This is a genomic window from Streptomyces katrae (assembly GCF_002028425.1).
In the GTDB taxonomy this organism is placed as follows: Bacteria; Actinomycetota; Actinomycetes; order Streptomycetales; family Streptomycetaceae; genus Streptomyces; species Streptomyces katrae_A.
In genome coordinates, this window is the sequence record NZ_CP020042.1 from 4,343,256 (window position 1) to 4,359,166 (window position 15,911).

The 15,911-nt window shown below is 74.8% G+C and carries 15 protein-coding genes; 8 read left to right on the plus strand and 7 right to left on the minus strand.

The annotated features are described in order from the left end of the window. Nucleotides 1-12 precede the first annotated feature (12 nt). Nucleotides 13-2,547: a helicase C-terminal domain-containing protein gene (locus B4U46_RS19895; RefSeq protein ID WP_079429076.1), complete on the minus strand. Its 2,535-nt coding sequence runs from the start codon at nucleotides 2,545-2,547 to the stop codon at nucleotides 13-15. Between the two features lie 110 nt (nucleotides 2,548-2,657). Here B4U46_RS19895 and B4U46_RS19900 point away from each other — a divergent pair, with 110 nt between their 5' ends. Together B4U46_RS19900 and B4U46_RS19905 are read left to right on the plus strand one after the other, a co-directional pair. After that, the gene (locus tag B4U46_RS19900) at nucleotides 2,658-3,680 is read left to right on the plus strand and encodes a hypothetical protein (RefSeq protein WP_079429077.1); all 1,023 of its coding nucleotides are present in this window, start codon (nucleotides 2,658-2,660) and stop codon (nucleotides 3,678-3,680) included. A 336-nt stretch (nucleotides 3,681-4,016) separates the two neighbouring features. Beyond that, nucleotides 4,017-4,652: an HAD family hydrolase gene (locus tag B4U46_RS19905; RefSeq protein WP_079429078.1), complete on the plus strand. Its 636-nt coding sequence runs from the start codon at nucleotides 4,017-4,019 to the stop codon at nucleotides 4,650-4,652. Between the two features lie 48 nt (nucleotides 4,653-4,700). Here B4U46_RS19905 and B4U46_RS19910 read toward each other — a convergent pair whose 3' ends face one another. Further along, entirely contained in the window at nucleotides 4,701-4,955 is a 255-nt protein-coding gene (locus tag B4U46_RS19910) for a hypothetical protein (RefSeq protein ID WP_079429079.1), read from the minus strand. 177 nt (nucleotides 4,956-5,132) lie between these two features. Here B4U46_RS19910 and B4U46_RS40185 point away from each other — a divergent pair, with 177 nt between their 5' ends. Next, entirely contained in the window at nucleotides 5,133-5,516 is a 384-nt protein-coding gene (locus B4U46_RS40185; protein ID WP_079429080.1) for a cold-shock protein, read from the plus strand. Nucleotides 5,517-5,609: 93 nt separating this feature from the next. Here the strand turns inward: B4U46_RS40185 and B4U46_RS19920 are convergent, their stop codons facing one another. The 4 genes from B4U46_RS19920 to B4U46_RS19935 form a co-directional block, all read right to left on the minus strand. Further along, nucleotides 5,610-6,485: a 1,4-dihydroxy-6-naphthoate synthase gene (locus B4U46_RS19920; protein WP_079429081.1), complete on the minus strand. Its 876-nt coding sequence runs from the start codon at nucleotides 6,483-6,485 to the stop codon at nucleotides 5,610-5,612. Continuing rightward, nucleotides 6,469-7,197, minus strand: a complete 729-nt coding sequence (locus B4U46_RS19925) for a futalosine hydrolase (protein ID WP_079429082.1) — start codon at nucleotides 7,195-7,197, stop codon at nucleotides 6,469-6,471. The genes B4U46_RS19920 and B4U46_RS19925 overlap by 17 nt, the downstream gene beginning before the upstream one ends. Before the next feature lie 20 nt (nucleotides 7,198-7,217). Further along, nucleotides 7,218-7,709 carry a hypothetical protein gene (locus B4U46_RS19930; RefSeq protein WP_079429083.1) on the minus strand — a complete coding sequence of 164 codons (492 nt, stop codon included), beginning with the start codon at nucleotides 7,707-7,709 and terminating at the stop codon, nucleotides 7,218-7,220. A 139-nt stretch (nucleotides 7,710-7,848) separates the two neighbouring features. Beyond that, nucleotides 7,849-9,207: an MFS transporter gene (locus B4U46_RS19935; RefSeq protein ID WP_237293007.1), complete on the minus strand. Its 1,359-nt coding sequence runs from the start codon at nucleotides 9,205-9,207 to the stop codon at nucleotides 7,849-7,851. A gap of 399 nt (nucleotides 9,208-9,606) precedes the next feature. Between B4U46_RS19935 and B4U46_RS19945 the strand changes: the two genes are divergently transcribed. The 3 genes from B4U46_RS19945 to B4U46_RS19955 all read left to right on the plus strand — a co-directional run bounded on the left by B4U46_RS19945 (nucleotide 9,607) and on the right by B4U46_RS19955 (nucleotide 12,589). Next, nucleotides 9,607-10,542: a DUF3027 domain-containing protein gene (locus B4U46_RS19945; protein ID WP_079429085.1), complete on the plus strand. Its 936-nt coding sequence runs from the start codon at nucleotides 9,607-9,609 to the stop codon at nucleotides 10,540-10,542. Nucleotides 10,543-10,716: 174 nt separating this feature from the next. Then, nucleotides 10,717-10,920, plus strand: a complete 204-nt coding sequence (locus tag B4U46_RS19950; RefSeq protein ID WP_398898898.1) for a hypothetical protein — start codon at nucleotides 10,717-10,719, stop codon at nucleotides 10,918-10,920. Between the two features lie 124 nt (nucleotides 10,921-11,044). After that, nucleotides 11,045-12,589 carry an SPFH domain-containing protein gene (locus B4U46_RS19955; RefSeq protein ID WP_079429087.1) on the plus strand — a complete coding sequence of 515 codons (1,545 nt, stop codon included), beginning with the start codon at nucleotides 11,045-11,047 and terminating at the stop codon, nucleotides 12,587-12,589. 252 nt (nucleotides 12,590-12,841) lie between these two features. Here B4U46_RS19955 and B4U46_RS19960 read toward each other — a convergent pair whose 3' ends face one another. Then, on the minus strand, nucleotides 12,842-13,879 hold the full coding sequence (locus tag B4U46_RS19960; protein WP_079429088.1) for a hypothetical protein: 1,038 nt from the start codon (nucleotides 13,877-13,879) through the stop codon (nucleotides 12,842-12,844). A gap of 107 nt (nucleotides 13,880-13,986) precedes the next feature. Here B4U46_RS19960 and B4U46_RS19965 point away from each other — a divergent pair, with 107 nt between their 5' ends. Both B4U46_RS19965 and B4U46_RS19970 read left to right on the plus strand, forming a co-directional pair. Continuing rightward, entirely contained in the window at nucleotides 13,987-14,682 is a 696-nt protein-coding gene (locus B4U46_RS19965; protein ID WP_079429090.1) for a GDSL-type esterase/lipase family protein, read from the plus strand. Nucleotides 14,683-14,741: 59 nt separating this feature from the next. Beyond that, nucleotides 14,742-15,740, plus strand: a complete 999-nt coding sequence (locus tag B4U46_RS19970) for an aldo/keto reductase (RefSeq protein ID WP_079429092.1) — start codon at nucleotides 14,742-14,744, stop codon at nucleotides 15,738-15,740. Nucleotides 15,741-15,911: the final 171 nt, after the last annotated feature.

Here is a 15,911-nt window from a genome sequence, read left to right on the forward strand (position 1 = left end):
CCGCGAGCCGTCCTAGACCTGGTCCTCCGCCAGCTCCGCCACCCCCGTGATCCGGTGCAGGGCGTACGTGCGCACCTCGTCCGCCGTGTGGTCGTAGCCGGTGACGAAGCCGCCCTCCACCCGCACCGGGGCGATGACCCGCTGGCTGGCCGCGCCCTCCGCGTTGACGTACCCGATCCACACCGCCGACCCGGTCAGCGCCGCCGCCTGCACCGTCGCCAGGGTCTCCGCCGCGCTGGTGCGCGGCAGCTCGCCCGGCCCCGGGGCGGCCGACGGCCCGGCCGGCTCCTTGCGGACCGCCGTGGCCGCCAGGTCGCCCGCGCGGATCGCCCGTACCGCCGCGCCCAGCAGCGTCGGGTCCGGAACCGGCGGCCCGTCCGGGACCGGCACCGGGGCCGTGCGCTCCGGGGTGCGGTACGCGGCCGCCCGCGCCACCAGCACGTCCCCCGTAAGGGACTCCGCCGCCGGGGCGTAGCCCATCGCCCGCAGCCCGTCGAGCAGCGCGCCCGGCTCCGCCTGCGCCGCCAGCACCGTCGGCGCGAGCCGGCGCAGCCCCAGGCCCGCCGAGCGCTTGTCGGCCAGGATCTCGCCCAGCATGGCGTCGTCGTCGCAGCGCACGTACGAGGAGGCCGCGCCGACCCGCAGGTGCCCGTGCCGCCGCGCCACGTCGTCGATCAGGTACGCCAGCGGCTGCGGTACCGGGGTGCGGCTGTGCTCGGCGAGGAAGGCGTGCAGGTCGGAGGCGGTCTGCCCGGAGTCCAGGGCCCGGCGCACCGAACCCGGAGTGAACCGGTACACCGTCGCCCCGCCCTTGGACTCCACGTCCGCCAGCACCGCCAGCACGTCGCCCAGCGGCCGGCGCAGCGGTCCCGGCGCCACCGCCGTCAGGTCGGCCTGGAGCAGCACGTGGTCCACCGGCTCCGGCAGCAGTGGCGCCAGCTGCGGCGCCGGGTCGCGGCCCTCCAGCAGGGCCCGGCCGAACGCGCTGAGCGCGCCCCGGCCGGTGACGCCCAGTACCTCGGCGTCGTGCAGGGTCCAGTGCGCGAGCCGGGCCCGCAGGCCGCTCGTCCCGCGCTCCGGGCGCTCCCACGCGAGCCGTTCCAGCAGTGCGTCCGGGTCGGGCGAGCCGCCCTCGGGCAGGGCGGCGAGGAGTTCCAGGACCCGGCGGCGCACCTCGGGCGCGGGCGAACGGTCCAGGTCGGGGCCGAGCACCGACAGGGTGCGGCCCTTGGCGTCCTGCTCGCCGACCAGCCCGGGGGTGCGGGTGGCGGCCAGCCAGGCCGAGGCCAGCGCCGACCAGCGTTCGGCGGGCGGCAGGGCGCACCAGTCGTCGAAGGCGGGGGTGGGCGCGTACCGCTCGTCGGCCTCGCCGTCACTGGCCAGCAGCCCGGCCGCGTAGGCGAGTTCGATCCAGAACGCGGCCGCCTGCTCGGTGGTGTCCAGGGTCGACGCCGCCCGCTTCAGGTCGCGCACGGCCAGCCCGCCGGCCCGCAGCACCAGCGGAGAGGTGTGCTCCCAGGACTTCACCAGCTCCTCGACGGTGCCCAGCGCGGCCAGCGCCTGCCCGGCGGCGTTCGCGTCCACAAGCTGTGGACGGTGCTCGCGGTGCGCGCCGACCGGCGGCGCGACCGGCGCCGTCGCCCGGTGCGCGAGCCCGCCCCGCAGGTGCAGCGCCACCTCGCGCGGCAGCACGACCGTCCGCGGCGAGGCCGGCAGCAGCAGCCCCCGGTCCCGCAGCCAGCGCACGGGCGGCGCCGGGTTCGGCGTCACCTCCCCGTACGGCGGCCCCCACACGAGCCGCCCCAGCACCTGGTGCGCCTCCGCCGGGGCCTGGTCCAGCAGCGCCGACATCCGCTCCGGGTCGGTGAACAGCCCGGTCAGGGCCGCCACCGCCGAAACCGGGTCGTGGGTCGGGGGCAGCCCGGCGGCCGCCACGATCTCCTGGACCCGGGTGGGCGACATCCCCGCCGTGGCCTCGGCGACGGTCGGCCCGAGGCCGGTCGGGGAGGGCCGCTGCGGCGAGGGGGCGAGCAGTTCCCGGGCGGTGCGGACCAGGCGCAGCCGGTCGTCGTCGCCCCACACCAGGGCCTGGTCCCGCAGGGTCGCCAGGGCCCGGGGGAGGGCGTCGCGGGCCGCACCGTCCTTGGCGTCCTCGCCGCCGGAACCGGTGAGCAGCTCCTCCAGCACCGGGTACGGGCACGGGTCGGGGGCCACGGCCAGGGCCTCGGCCGTCTGGAGCGCGAACCGGTCGAGGCGGTCCAGCGCCCGCACGACCGAGGCCCGGGTGCCGGCGCGGGTGGCCAGCTGCGTGACGTCGCCGGGGACCGGGTTCAGCAGGTCGGGACGGGCGTGCAGCAGCGCGGCGAGCGCCGCGTCGTCCCGGCCGCGGAGCGCCTCGGCGAGGGAGCGGGGAGGGGTGGGGGTGGCGGCGGTGCCGGTGGTGGCGGTGGCGGTGGCGGCGTCGACGGGCGGAGGTTCCGGCGTGGCGTGGGCGGTGCCCCGCTGCGCGTTCGTCGCGGCGCTTCCCTGCGGACTTCCCTCGGGCACGGTGCTCGCCTCCTGGTCACGTCGGCCGGTCGTCGGCCGGTCCCCATCCGGCCAACGGTATCCGTTGCGCCGACGGCCGCTCCACGCCCGCACGCGCTACCTTCTGGGGCGTGGGGATCGAGAGCGACCATCTGGTCTACGAATACCTGAGCCGCGTCGGGGACTTGGCGCAGCAGCGGCAGCTGTCGTCGGGGGACCGGATGCGGCTCGTGTCGGGGCTGCGCGACGAGATCGACCGGCGGCGGGCCCGCTTCGAGCCGGAGACGCCGGAGGCGGTCCGCGCCGTCCTGGAACGGCTCGGCACGCCGGAGGAGGTCCTGGACGCGGCGGCCCGCCGGACGGCGGCCGCCGCCGATCCCCTCCCCCCTGCCGCCGTCGCACCGGTCTCGGTCCCGCAGCAGCGCGGAAACCGCCGCTGGCCGTCCCCGAAGCGGCCGGACGTCCCTGGGCCTGCTTCCCCTGCCCCTCCTCTCCCCTCCGAGGGGCGGAACGTGCCGCCGCACCTGGCGGGGCTGGACGAGCTCGGCGGTCCGTCCTCCGACCACGGCGAACCCGACTGGTGGCGGCTGCCGGCCGCCGGGCGCGGACCGCAGGTCGAGGGGTTCGCGGGCGGCATCGAGATCCCCGAGCTGCTGGGACGGGCCGAGGACGCCCCCGGGCCCGACGCCGCCCCGCCGGACCCGCCCGATGGCCCCGGCGGCCTGCTGGCCTACCTCCGCCGGCGCCGGAAGCGGGGTGAGGACGCGCAGCCGCCGGCCGCGGAAGGCGCCGACTCCGCCAAGGCGGCCAAGGTGCCGCGCCCGCGCCCGCACGGCTTCCTCCTGCTGGCGGCGACGCTGCTGGCCGCGGGGGCGCTGACGGGGTACTGGCCGCTGCTCGGCGCGGGCGCGCTGGTGGCGTACGTGTCCCGGGTGCTCGGTCCACGGGAGCGCAAGTGGGTGATCCTGGGCGTGCCCGCCGGGGTGTTCACCGCGGCGGTGCTGTGGCTGTGGGGCCGCACCACGGGCCGGTGGGGCGACCCCCTGCCGGAGGCGCAGCTGGGCCCGGTCTTCCAGTCGATGTGGCCCACCCTGGCCCGCACCGCGAGCGCCACCCTGGCGGCCTACCTCACCTGGCGCAGCCGCCGGAGGTAGGGGTGGGCGGGGCGGGTTCGGGGGAGGGCGGGGTCTGAGACCGCCCGGCTCAGACCCCGCCCTCCCCCGACCCCGACCCCGCCCCGGCCGGTCGTGGCCGTCCCGCGTGGGTCCCGGGTGCCGTCCGTTCCGCCCGGCCCTTCGTTACCCGCCGGCGGGACGGCTACGGCCCCGCAGCCACCAGATGGCGGGCTTGCGCCATTCGCTCACTTTCCCGTGGGGACGGTTTGGCTCAAAAATGGGGCAAGAGCTGACATTCCGCCAAATAACCTTATCTGATAAGCCAACCTCCGCTTACGCTCCCGCAGGCCGCTGGAGTCTCGGCACAATGGCGCTATGACCTCCCACATCCCCCCACAGCTGACGGTCGGATTCGACCTCGACATGACGCTCATCGACTCCCGCCCCGGCATCCGGGCCGCCTGGCAGGCGCTCGCCGCGAGGACCGGGGCGTTCATCGACGCCGACCTGGCCATCACCCGTCTCGGCCCCCCGCTGGAGGAGGAGCTCGCCTACTGGTTCCCCGAGGAGCAGATCCCTGCGATGCGGGACCTCTACCGGGAGATGTACCCCGACCACGCCATCGAGCCGACGCCCGCGATGGTCGGGGCCCGTGAGGCCGTCAAGGCCGTTCAGGCGCTCGGCGGGCGGGCGATCGTGGTCACGGCGAAGAACGAGCCCAACGCCCGCCAGCACCTCGAACACCTCGGGATAGAGGCCGACGCCGTCATCGGCTGGCTCTGGGCCGAGGGCAAGGCCAAGGCGCTGCGCGAGTACGGCGCGCAGGTGTACGTCGGCGACCACATCGGCGACGTGCGCGGCGCCCGGACGGCCGGGGCCCTGTCGGTGGCGGTGGCGACGGGGCCGTGCGCGGCGGAGGAACTGCGCGAGGCCGGTGCCGACGTGGTGCTGGACGACCTCACCGCGCTGCCGCAGTGGCTGGAGGAGTTCGCCCGCACCCTCGCGGCCTGAACCCGGCCGCAGTACGAGGCGTAAGGGGCGTAAGGGGCATAAGGCGCGTCAGGCGGCCTGGGATGCCCGGGCCGCCCGGCGCTGGGCCGCCGCCGAGCGGAGGACACCGGCGGCGGAGATCGCGAAGCCGACGCCCATGAGCATGCACACCGCCCACGCGTACGACGGGAACGGGTCGGTGCCCAGGAACAGCGGGGCGATCGTCACGAGGGTCGCCACGGCGCCCACGATGAACACGATGCCGCCCGCCTTGACCAGTCCGTCGCCGGGCCGTGCTTCGTCGGGGTGAGGAGTAACAGTCACCCCACCAGGGTAGTTCCCTGGCCGAAGTGATCGAGCGGGAAGGACCGGGGAACGTCTTGCCACCCGTTTCAGGACCATTAGCCTGGAGGAGGCGGGTCGATGGACCCGCTGTACTGCTATCCGGAGCCGTTCACCTCGGCAAACCGGACCCGACGAGCACAAGGACAGAGGACGGACGTGCCTACCGGCAAGGTCAAGTGGTTCAACAGCGAGAAGGGCTTCGGCTTTCTCTCCCGAGACGACGGCGGAGACGTCTTCGTGCACTCGTCGGTGCTCCCCGATGGGGTCGACGCGCTCAAGCCCGGGCAGCGCGTGGAGTTCGGCGTCGTCGCGGGACAGCGCGGTGACCAGGCGCTCTCGGTAGTCGTGCTGGAGCCGACGCCGTCCGTGGCGGCCGCGCAGCGGCGCAAGCCCGACGAGCTCGCCTCGATCGTGCAGGACCTGACGACCCTGCTGGAGAACATCACCCCGATGCTCGAGCGCGGCCGCTACCCCGACAAGGTGCACGGCGCGAAGATCGCCGGCCTGCTGCGTGCGGTGGCCGACCAGCTCGACGTCTGATCATCTGATCGTTCCCTCGCGCGCACACCGGTGCCCCGCCGCCTCGCAAGAGCGGCGGGGCACCGGCGCGTGCGGCCCTGCGTGCGGGAGCGGCTACGGGAAGCTCAGCGCGTCCGGCCCGATGGCCGGAACCAGGCCTTCGGCCGCGGCCCTGGTCAGCAGCCCGCGCACGGCCGCGTAGCCCGCGTCGCCCAGGTCGGCCGTGAACTCGTTGACGTACAGCCCGATGTGCTGGTCGGCGACCTTCGGGTCCAGCTCCTGCGCATGCGCCCGTACGTAGGGCCGGGAGGCCTCGGGGTCCTCCCACGCCATCCGCACCGACGTGCGGGCCGCCTCGGCCAGCGCGCGCAGGGTGTCCGCGCCGAGGGAGCGCTTGGCGATGATCGCGCCGAGCGGGATGGGCAGGCCGGTGGTGGACTCCCAGTGCTCGCCCATGTCGGCCAGACAGTGCAGCCCGTACTCCTGATAGGTGAACCGGGCCTCGTGGATGACCAGCCCGGCGTCGACCCGGCCGTCGCGCACCGCCGGCATGATCTCGTGGAAGGGGAGGACGACGACCTCGCCGACCCCGGCGGGGAGCACGTCCGCCGCCCACAGCCGGAACAGCAGGTAGGCGGTGGAGCGCTCGCTCGGCACCGCGACCGTCTTCCCCGTCAGGTCCAGCCCCGGCTCGCGGGTCAGCACCAGCGGGCCGCAGCCGCGCCCCAGCGCGCCGCCGCAGGGCAGCAGCGCGTACTCCTCCAGCACCCACGGCAGCACCGCGTACGACACCTTCAGCACGTCCAGCTCGCCGCGCTCGGCCATGCCGTTGGTGACGTCGATGTCGGCGAAGGTCACGTCGAGGGCGGGTGCCCCCGGGACGCGGCCGTGCGCCCAGGCGTCGAAGACGAAGGTGTCGTTCGGGCAGGGCGAGTAGGCGATGTCCAGGGTGCTCAGGGGGGTGGGAGGGTGGTCAGCGGTCGCGGTCATGGCGTTCTCCCCAGGTGACGAGTACGGGGCCCAGCGCGCGGAACCCGTCGGCGAGGGCGGCCAGCGCGTCCCCGATCCGCCAGGCGGCCCGGTCGCGCGGCCCGACGGCGTTGGACACGGCGCGGATCTCCAGCACCGGCAGCCCGTGCGCGGCGGCCGCCTCCGCCACCCCGAAGCCCTCCATCGCCTCGGCCCCGGCGAGCGGGTGCCGGGCGGCGAGCTCGGCGGCGCGGGCGGCGCTGCCGGTGACGGTGGAGACGGTGAGGACGGGCGCGAGGAGCGCCCCGGTGGCCTCGGCGGCCCGGGCGGCCAGGTCGGCGGGCGGAAGGTGCACGCTGCGGCCGAAGCCGAGCTCCTGCACCGGGACGAAGCCCTCGGCGGTCTCGGCCCCCAGGTCGGCGGCGACGAGCGCGTCGGCGACCACGAGCGAGCCGAGCGGGGCGGCGGGGGCGAACCCGCCGCCGATGCCGGCGGAGATGACGAGCGAGTAGTCGGCCAGCGCGAGGGCGGTGGCCGTGGCGGCCGCGGCGGAGGCCGGGCCGACACCGCCGACGAGCACGTCGGCGGCGAGGCCGGGCAGGTCCCGGCGGGTGATGAGGTACCCCCCGGGCAGGGTGCGCGGCTCGGGTGTGACCGGGTCCTGATGAGGGGTGAGCCCGGAGGCCGCGGAGTCGGCCTCCGCGGCCACGGCGGTCACGATCAGCGCGCGCACGCTGCTGTGCCTGCCGCTTGCTACTTCTTGAGCTTGAGCTTGAAGGACCAGACGGCGAGGGGCTTGCCGTCCTGGCCGACCTGGACGAAGCTCAGCATCTTCGACTGGGGCGCCTCGCCCTGGCCGCCGGTCGCGAAGACGTCGGCGCCCGCGAAGCTGCGGTAGGTGTTCGCGGAGGGCTCGGTGATCGGCTGGCCGTCGAGGACCGCCTGCCACTTCTTGCCGTCCTCGACGACCTTCGGCTCGACGCCGAGGCGCAGCGTGTCGCCGCGGCCGTACTCGATGGTCTTGGCGTCCTTGCGGCCGGTGAGGCACTCCTGGACCTTGTCCATGGAGAGCTCCTTGCCGTCGGCGCGGCACTCAGACTCGGCGGACACCGACGAGCTGCCGACGGTCACCGTCGCGAGCGGCGTCGGCTTGTCGCAGGCGGACAGGAGGAGGAGGCCGGCGGACACGGCTCCGAGGGCCGCGACGCTGCGGCGGGCCCTACCCGGGAAAAGCGGTGCGGTCATGAGCCGAAGGCTATCTGGCCGCTGGGCTGCGCCGCCGCACGGGGGGTGTACGGCGGCGTGCCCTTGCGCTCGGCGGGGGGTGGGGGGCCTCGCCGGGGCCCGCGGGCCCCGCCCGCCCGGCACCGCCCCCGCGGGGGCGTCAGGCCACGCTGGGGTGGGACGAGCGTTGGTGGTGGGGGGACGTCAGGTAGCCGCGGAGGGCCACCGCCGCGCCCAGGGCGATCACCGCCGAGGCGACCGTCATCCCGAGGACCCCGTTCAGCGGCAGGGCGATGCCGATGCCGCCCCCCACCACCCACGCCATCTGGAGCAGCGTCTCCGATCGGGCGAAGGCGGACGTGCGGACGGCCTCCGGGACGTCGCGCTGGATCATCGCGTCGAGCGAGAGTTTCGCCAGGGCCTGGCAGAAGCCGGCCGTGCCGGCCAGTACCGCCATGAACGGGCCGCTGAAGACGAGGGCCGACAGGATCGCCACGCCCAGCGTGGCGGAGAGGACCGTGGCCACGATGGCTTCCGGGGCGCGGGCCCGCAGCCACGCCCCCACCGCCGTGCCGCACGCGTTGCCCACGCCCGCCGAGGCGCCCACGATCCCGAGGGACACCGCCGCGCTCTGGCCGCCCAGCGGCTGCTCGCGCAGCAGGAACGCCAGGAAGAAGATCAGGAATCCGGACAGCACCCGCATCGTCGCGTTCGCGAGGAGTCCGCACAGCACCGGGCGGCTCACCGTCCGCAGGCCGGGACGTTTCGAGTGGGCCTCGTGGGTGGAGAGGCGGGCCCGGCGTTCGCCCTTGGCGTCGTCCACCTTGTGCGGCAGCTGGAACGCCGCGAACGTCCCCCACACGAAGACCGCGCAGGCCCCGTACAGCGGCCACGGCGGCCCGAGCGCGTGCAGGCCCGCCCCCACCGGTGCGGCGGCACCCGTCGCGAGGAGGCCGGCGAGGGTGACCCGGGAGTTCGCCTTGACGAGGGAGAACCCCTGCGGCAGGAGGCGTGGGACCACCGCGCTGCGGACGACGCCGTACGCCTTCGACGCCACCAGGACGCCCAGTGCCGCCGGGTACAGCTCCAGCCCGCCCGTCGCCACCGCGCCCGACATCATCACCGCGAGCAGGGCCCGCGTCAGCATCGCGCCTGCCATCGCCGCCCGCCGCCCGTGCGGCAGCCGGTCCAGCAGGGGGCCGATGACGGGGGCCAGCAGGGTGAAGGGGGCCATGGTGATGCCCAGGTACAGGGCCACCCGTCCGCGTGCCTCGTCCGTGGGAACGGAGAAGAAGACGGTGGAGGCGAGCGCGACGGTGATCATGACGTCGCCGGCGCCGTTGATCGCGTGCAGTTCGATCAGCCGGCCGAGTCCGGATTCCCCGGCGCCGTGGGCGTGCGTGACGCGCCGGATCCCGCGTGCCGTACCGGTGAACGGGAGGTGCAGGGCACGCCCGACCGCCCGGCCGGCCCGCTTGGCCGGTCCCGAGCCGTCTGCGGACGACCGTACGGGAGCCACGTGGACATAGTGCCCCAGACCGTCCGCCGGGACCCGCCCCGGCGCGTCCGGGCGGGGCCGGGGCGGGGCCGGGGCGGGCCGTGGGTGGGGTGCGGGGCGGGGTGCGGGGGTGGTGCGGGGGTCGTCGATGTCCGCGAATCGGACCTCGCATGTGGGCCGAAGCCGTCGGAGGAGGTAGCGTGCGTAGCGCGCCACCGGCGGTTGCTCTTGGCCGCGCGCCTCTTCGCGATCCCGCAGAATGGATCACATGGGGTGCGCCCGAGGCCGATCGGGGCGCGGACGTCGACGCGGCCCTCTGGTCCGCTCCGCCCGCGCTACGTACGGACGAGACCGACGGGTCGTTGTGGACGACAGTACGGACGGCGCACTCGTGAGACGGCGTAGGAGAGAACGAGACCTGTGAGTGCTGCGACGACGCGAAGCCGTACCCCGCGTACCCCGCGTACCCCCGCCCCCGACCGCCTGTGCGTCGAGGCCGTGGAGCTCGCCCGGGAGGCCGCCGAGGAGGCCGCCTACCCCGGTGCGGTGGGCGAGCACGTCTCCGTCGTAGCGGAGGGTGACCGGGTCGTCACCCACTTCTTCGAGTGCAGGGAAGCGGGCTACCGGGGCTGGCGCTGGGCCGTCACCGTCACCCGTGCGTCGCGCGCCAAGAACGTCACTCTGGACGAAACGGTGCTGCTGCCGGGTGACGACGCCCTGCTCGCGCCGGAGTGGGTGCCGTGGAGCGAGCGGCTGCGTCCGGGGGACATGGGTCCGGGTGACCTGCTCCCGACGGACGCGGACGACCTGCGGCTGGAGCCCGGGTACAGCGGCGAGGACGTGCCGCCGCCGAACTCGGTGGTCTCGGAGGAGATGGCCGAGCTGGTGGAGGCGGAGGACGCCGACGTCACCGACCGGGTGGCCGTGCCGGCGCGCGGGTCCATCACCGCCGTTGCGGAAGAGCTGGGGATGCGGCGTGCGCGGGTGCTGTCCCGGTACGGGCTGCACACGGCCGCCGACCGCTGGGACGAGTCCTTCGGGGCGAAGACGCCCATGGCGCAGGCGGCGCCGGCGTCGTGCGTGTCGTGCGGCTTCCTGGTGGCCATCGGGGGGTCGCTGGGGCAGGCCTTCGGGGTGTGCGCGAACGAGTTCGGGCCGGCGGACGGGCGGCTGGTGTCGCTGTCGTACGGGTGCGGGGGCCATTCGGAGGCGGCGGTGATGCCGAAGCCGCCGAGGCCGGCGGAGCCGGTGCTGGATTCGATGGCGATCGACGAGTTCCCGCTGCGGCCGGCTGCCGCCGATGAAGGATCGGTGCCGGTCACGGACCTGCCGTCCGAGGACCTGGGGCACTCGTAGCCGGAGCGCTACCGCTGCGGGGTGCCGGTGCCGCTACGGGGTGCCGGTGCCGCTACGGGGTGCTGGTGCCGCTACGCGGAGCCGTCTCCCCGTCCCGCCCTTCCTCCGTTCCCCCGGGGCCTGCGCCCCCGGTCCCCCGCGCCGCGGTGGCGCCGTACGCTCGACGGCATGGACATGATGGGGATGACCGGGCGGGTGACGGGGACGGTCGGGCCGGGGCTCGTGGGGGAGGTCATCGTCCAGATCCGCGGTGGTGCCGAGCACTTCCTCGCGTACCCCGCCCCCGGGGAAGGGCGGATCGGCGTCGGATCCGTCGTCACTGTCGTGGAGTACCAGCCCCCGCGCACGGTCTACGTGATGGGCGTGTACGAGGGCTGACGGTCGGCCGCCCTCGTATCAAGATGGCGACAAGAATGATCCGGCCACTTCTCCACCGCCCCCGAACAGGCGCAGACTCACCCCCGTCGGTGCCGAACGGCACCGCGATAAGGGGGCGTTGCCGATGGCTATCGGCGTCGTGGCGGGAGTGGTTCTCGCCGCAATCATTGCCTTGATCGGCCTGTTCAAGCTCATGTGGCGGGTGGCCGAACCGAACGAGGCGCTCGTCATCTCCGGTTCCACGCACAAGACCGAGGGCATCGGCGAGGGCATGGGCTTCCGGATCGTCACCGGCCGCGGGACCCTCGTGCTGCCCGGGGTGCAGGCCGTGCGCAAGCTTTCGCTGGACCTCAACGAGACGCAGCTGAACGTGGACTGCGTGACCCACCAGGGGATCCCGCTGCGGGTCAAGGGGGTCGTGATCTTCAAGATCGGCGACGACTACGTGTCCATCGCCAATGCCGCGCGCCGTTTCCTCGACCAGCAGAAGATGATGCCCGAACGGGTGCACATCGTCTTCGCCGGCCATCTGCGGTCCATCGTCGGCGGCCTGACGGTCGAGGACATGATCCGCGACCGGGAGAAGCTGACCGGGCAGACGCGGGCGGCCTGTGGGACCGAGATGGAGAAGCTCGGGCTGATCGTGGACTCGCTGCAGATCCACGAGATCGAGGACCCGACCGGCTACATCAAGAACCTCGCGATGCCGCACGCCGCCGCCGTCCAGCGCGACGCCCGCATCGCGCAGGCCGAGGCCAACCGGCTGGCGACCGAGGCCGAGCAGACGGCGTTCGCCCGGATGGCCGAGGCCACCCGGGACAGCGAGATCCTCCAGGCCGGCTACCAGGCCGAACGGGACAAGGCCGCGGCCACCGCCCGGCAGGCGGGGCCGCTGTCCGAGGCGGCCGCCCGGCAGGAGGTCGTCGTGCAGGAGACCCGGGTCGCGGAGCTGGAGGCGCACCGGCGCGAGCAGCAGCTCCAGGCCGACGTGCGCAAGCCCGCGGACGCGGCGGCGTACCAGACGAGGACGCTCGCCGAGGCGGAGCGCGACGCCCGGATCTCGGCGGCGCAGGCCAAGGCGAAGGAGACGGAGCTCGCGGCGGCCGCCGAGGCGACCCGGGTCAGGACGGCCGCGGCCGCCGAGGCCCAGGCCACCGAGGCACGAGGGCACGCGGCGGCCACCGCGACACGGGTCAGCGGTGAGGCGGAGGCGGCGTCCACCCAGGCCAAGGGCCTCGCGGCGGCCGAGTCGGCGCGGGCGAACGGTCTCGCGCAGGCGGAGGCGGCCAGGGCCAAGGGTCTGGCGGAGGCCGAGGCGATCAAGGCGCGGGCCGCGGCGCTGGCGGAGAACCAGGAGGCCGTCGTCGCCCAGCAGCTCGCGGAGAACTGGCCGGCCATCGTCCAGGCGGGCGCGGGCGCCTTCGGCAACGTCGAGCACATGGTGCTGCTGAACGGGGCCGAGGGGATGTCGGAGATGTTCGCGAAGGCCCTGACGATGGGCGGTACGGGGCTGGGCGTGGCCCGTCAGCTGCTGGCCTCGATGGGCGCCCAGCAGAAGGGGGAGCAGAAGGGGGAGGGGGGCCGGGAGGCGAAGGCCCCTGCCGCCACCCCCGTGAGCGGCACGGGCCCCGGCCGGACGCCGATCCCGATCGACGAGGACCGGGCCTGACCGGCGGCAGGTGCCGGCTGACGGCCGCAAGCCCGTCTTAGGCCGGTGCCGCCCGCCGGCACGTGCGGTGCGCGCAAGGTTCGTCGGCCTTGCGCGCACCGCGTGTGCGGCGCGGTTCTGCCGGGCTGGTCCCGTAGGCCCGGCGGAAGGCGCGGCCGAGGACGGCGGCGCTGCCGAAGCCCCGGCGGGCGGCGAGGGAGTGCACGGGCCTGTGGGGCCGCCGCGCGGTGCCGCCCTGGGCGCGGGGGGCCGTCAGCCCTTCGGGCGGCGCCTCAGCAGGCGCTTGGCCGCCAGGGTCAGGGCCGTGGCCGCCGCGAGGACCAGGGCGCCCTTCGTGAAGCCGCCGCCCTTCCCGTCCGCCGGGCCCTGCTCCGCGGCCGAGCCGGGAGCGGGGGGACGGCCCGCCGGGCCCGAGGGGGCCGGGGTGGTGGCGGGGGCCACGGGGACGGCCACCACGCGGCTGTTCGCGCCCTCCGCGCCGAACAGCAGCGTCCGGCCGTCCGCGGAGTACGTCACCGACTCCGCCTGGCCCTGCCAGGGCGCGTCCACCCGTTCGCCCTCCCCCTGCGGGCGGCCGTCCTTCCACGGGTACGTCCGCGCCGTGAAGTAGCCCCGCAGCGTCAGCCGGGTGCCGTCCGGGGAGAACGCCCCGTCCGTCACCCACGGCACCTCCGCGATCCGCCGGAAGACGTTGCGTCCGTCCGGCGACAGCTTCTCCGGGCCCTCGTACAGGCCGCCGCCCTGCTCGTTCTTGCTCGCGATGTACACCCGGCCCGTCACCGGATGGACCATCAGCGCCTCGGCGTTGCGCGGCCCGTCCGCGTAGACGGCCGTGAACTGCTCGGCCGTGACCGTCGCGTCGTGCAGCTCCTTCGGTTCCGGGAAGCGGTAGATCCACACGTGGTCCCAGGTCCCGTCGCGGTTGTCGCCGATGTCCCCGACGTAGAGGTTCCCGTCCGGGCCCAGCGAGATGGCCTCGACGTCGCGCGGGGTGCCGATGCCGGAGAGGGTGATGCGGGCCACCGTCCTGCCCGTCGCCGAGTCCACCGCGTACACGTACGGGCCGTCGTCGCTGTCGTTGTGCGTCCAGTACACGCCCGGGTGGATCCGGCTGGCGGCCAGCCCGCTCGACTCCGTGATCCGCGGATCGCCGATCGTGAACCCGGAGGCGGCGGGCGCCGGGCTGCCGGTGGCCGGGGCGGCCCCGGAGGCCGCGGCTGCGCCCGGCAGCAGCAGGCCCAGGGCGAGAGCGGCGGGAACGGCGGTCGTCGGGACGGTCAGCAGGCGCATCCCCCCAGCCTGCCAGCCCCCGCCCCGTCAGGGGCCGTGCCCGCTCCCGCCCCCGGCGTGTCCGGCATCACAGGGGTGCGCGCCGCGTGATCCGCGATGATGACCGGATGCGTTTCATGTTCGTCGGCGATTCCATGACCATCGGACGCGCCGGCGACTTCACCTGGCGCTACCGGATGTGGCAGCACCTGCGCGCCACCCTCGGCGACGGCTGCTTCGAGATCGTCGGACCGCGCAGCGCGCTGTACGACGCCGCCGGTGACACCCCGGCCGGCGAGGGCTACGCCGCCCCCGGCTTCCCGGCGGCCGCCCGCCGCCACCTGGCCGGCTGGGGCGAGGGCTGGCAGCACATGGCCCCGCTCATCGGGCCCGCCGTCCGCGAGAGCGGGGCCGACGTGCTGCTCGTCTCCCTCGGCCTGATCGACCTCGGCTTCTACACGAAGGCCGACCAGACCGCCGAGAACGTCCGCGCGTTCATCGCGGCCGCCCGCGAGGCCCGCCCCGGCATCCGGATGGTCCTCCTGCCGGTCATACCCAACGTCCGCGCCGAGGACGACGCCCCCTTCGCCGCCGAGGTCGTCCGCTTCAACGAACTCCTCGCCAAGACCGTCGCCGACCTCACCGACGCCGCTTCGCCGGTGCTGCTGGCCGCGCGCCCGGAGGCGTACGACATCCACCGCGACACCTACGACGGCACCCACCCCAACGCCTCCGGCGAGCACCGCCTGGCCGGGGAGTTCGCGGCCGTCCTCCACCAGGCCTGGGGCATCGGCGGCCCCTACCGCCCGGCCGACGACACGTAACGCGCCGGAGGAACGGGGGTCTTGCCTCGAGCGCACTCCAAGCAGTTGGCTTGGCCCCCATGAAGTACACGCAGCTCGGACGCACCGGCCTCAAGGTCAGCCGACTCGTACTCGGCACGATGAACTTCGGTCCGCAGACCGACGAACCCACCAGTCACGCCATCATGGACGCAGCGCTCGACGCGGGCGTCAACTTCTTCGACACCGCCAACGTCTACGGCTGGGGCGAGAACAAGGGCCGCACCGAGGAGATCATCGGCACCTGGTTCGCCCAGGGCGGCGGCCGCCGCGACAAGACGGTCCTCGCCACGAAGGTCTACGGCTCCATGGCCCCCGAGGGCGAGCCCTGGCCCAACTACGACCGGCTCTCCGCCCTCAACATCCGCCGCGCCGTCGACGCCAGCCTCAAGCGGCTGCAGACCGACCACATCGACGTCTACCAGTTCCACCACGTCGACCGGCAGACCCCCTTCGAGGAGATCTGGCAGGCCGTCGAGGTCCTGGTCCAGCAGGGCAAGATCCTCTACGCGGGCTCCTCCAACTTCCCCGGATGGAAGATCGCCCAGGCCAACGAGACCGCCGCGCGCGGCGGCCGGCTCGGGCTCGTCAGCGAGCAGTGCCTCTACAACCTCGCCGAACGGCGCGCCGAGATGGAGGTCATCCCGGCCGCGCAGGAGTACGGGCTCGGCGTCATCCCGTGGTCCCCGCTGCACGGCGGACTGCTCGGCGGGGCCATCCGCAAGCAGGCCGCCGGAGCGTCCGAGGGGCGCAGCGCCTCCGGCCGTACCGCGGACGCCCTCGCGGACACCGCGGTGCGGGCGCAGGTGCAGGCGTACGAGGACCTGCTCGACAAGCACGGCCTGGAGCCCGGTGAGACGGCGCTGGCCTGGCTGCTGACCCGGCCGGGGGTCACCGGCCCGATCGTCGGCCCGCGCACGCGGGAGCAGCTGGCGTCCGCGCTGCGGGCGGTGGAGCTGGAGCTGTCGCAGGAGGTACTCGCCGGACTGGACGAGATCTTCCCCGGCCCGGGTCCGTCGCCGGAGGCCTTCGCCTGGTAGGCGCCGGTCCCGGCGAGGCGGCCGTGGGGCGGCCGCGGGGCGGTGCTACTGGCCGACCGCGGCCGCCACGGCGACGACGACGAACATCAGCACGAGCACACCGGCCATGACACGGTTTCTGGTCTTGGGATCCACCCGTCGAGACTAACGCGAAGGCGCCCGGCCCCCGTG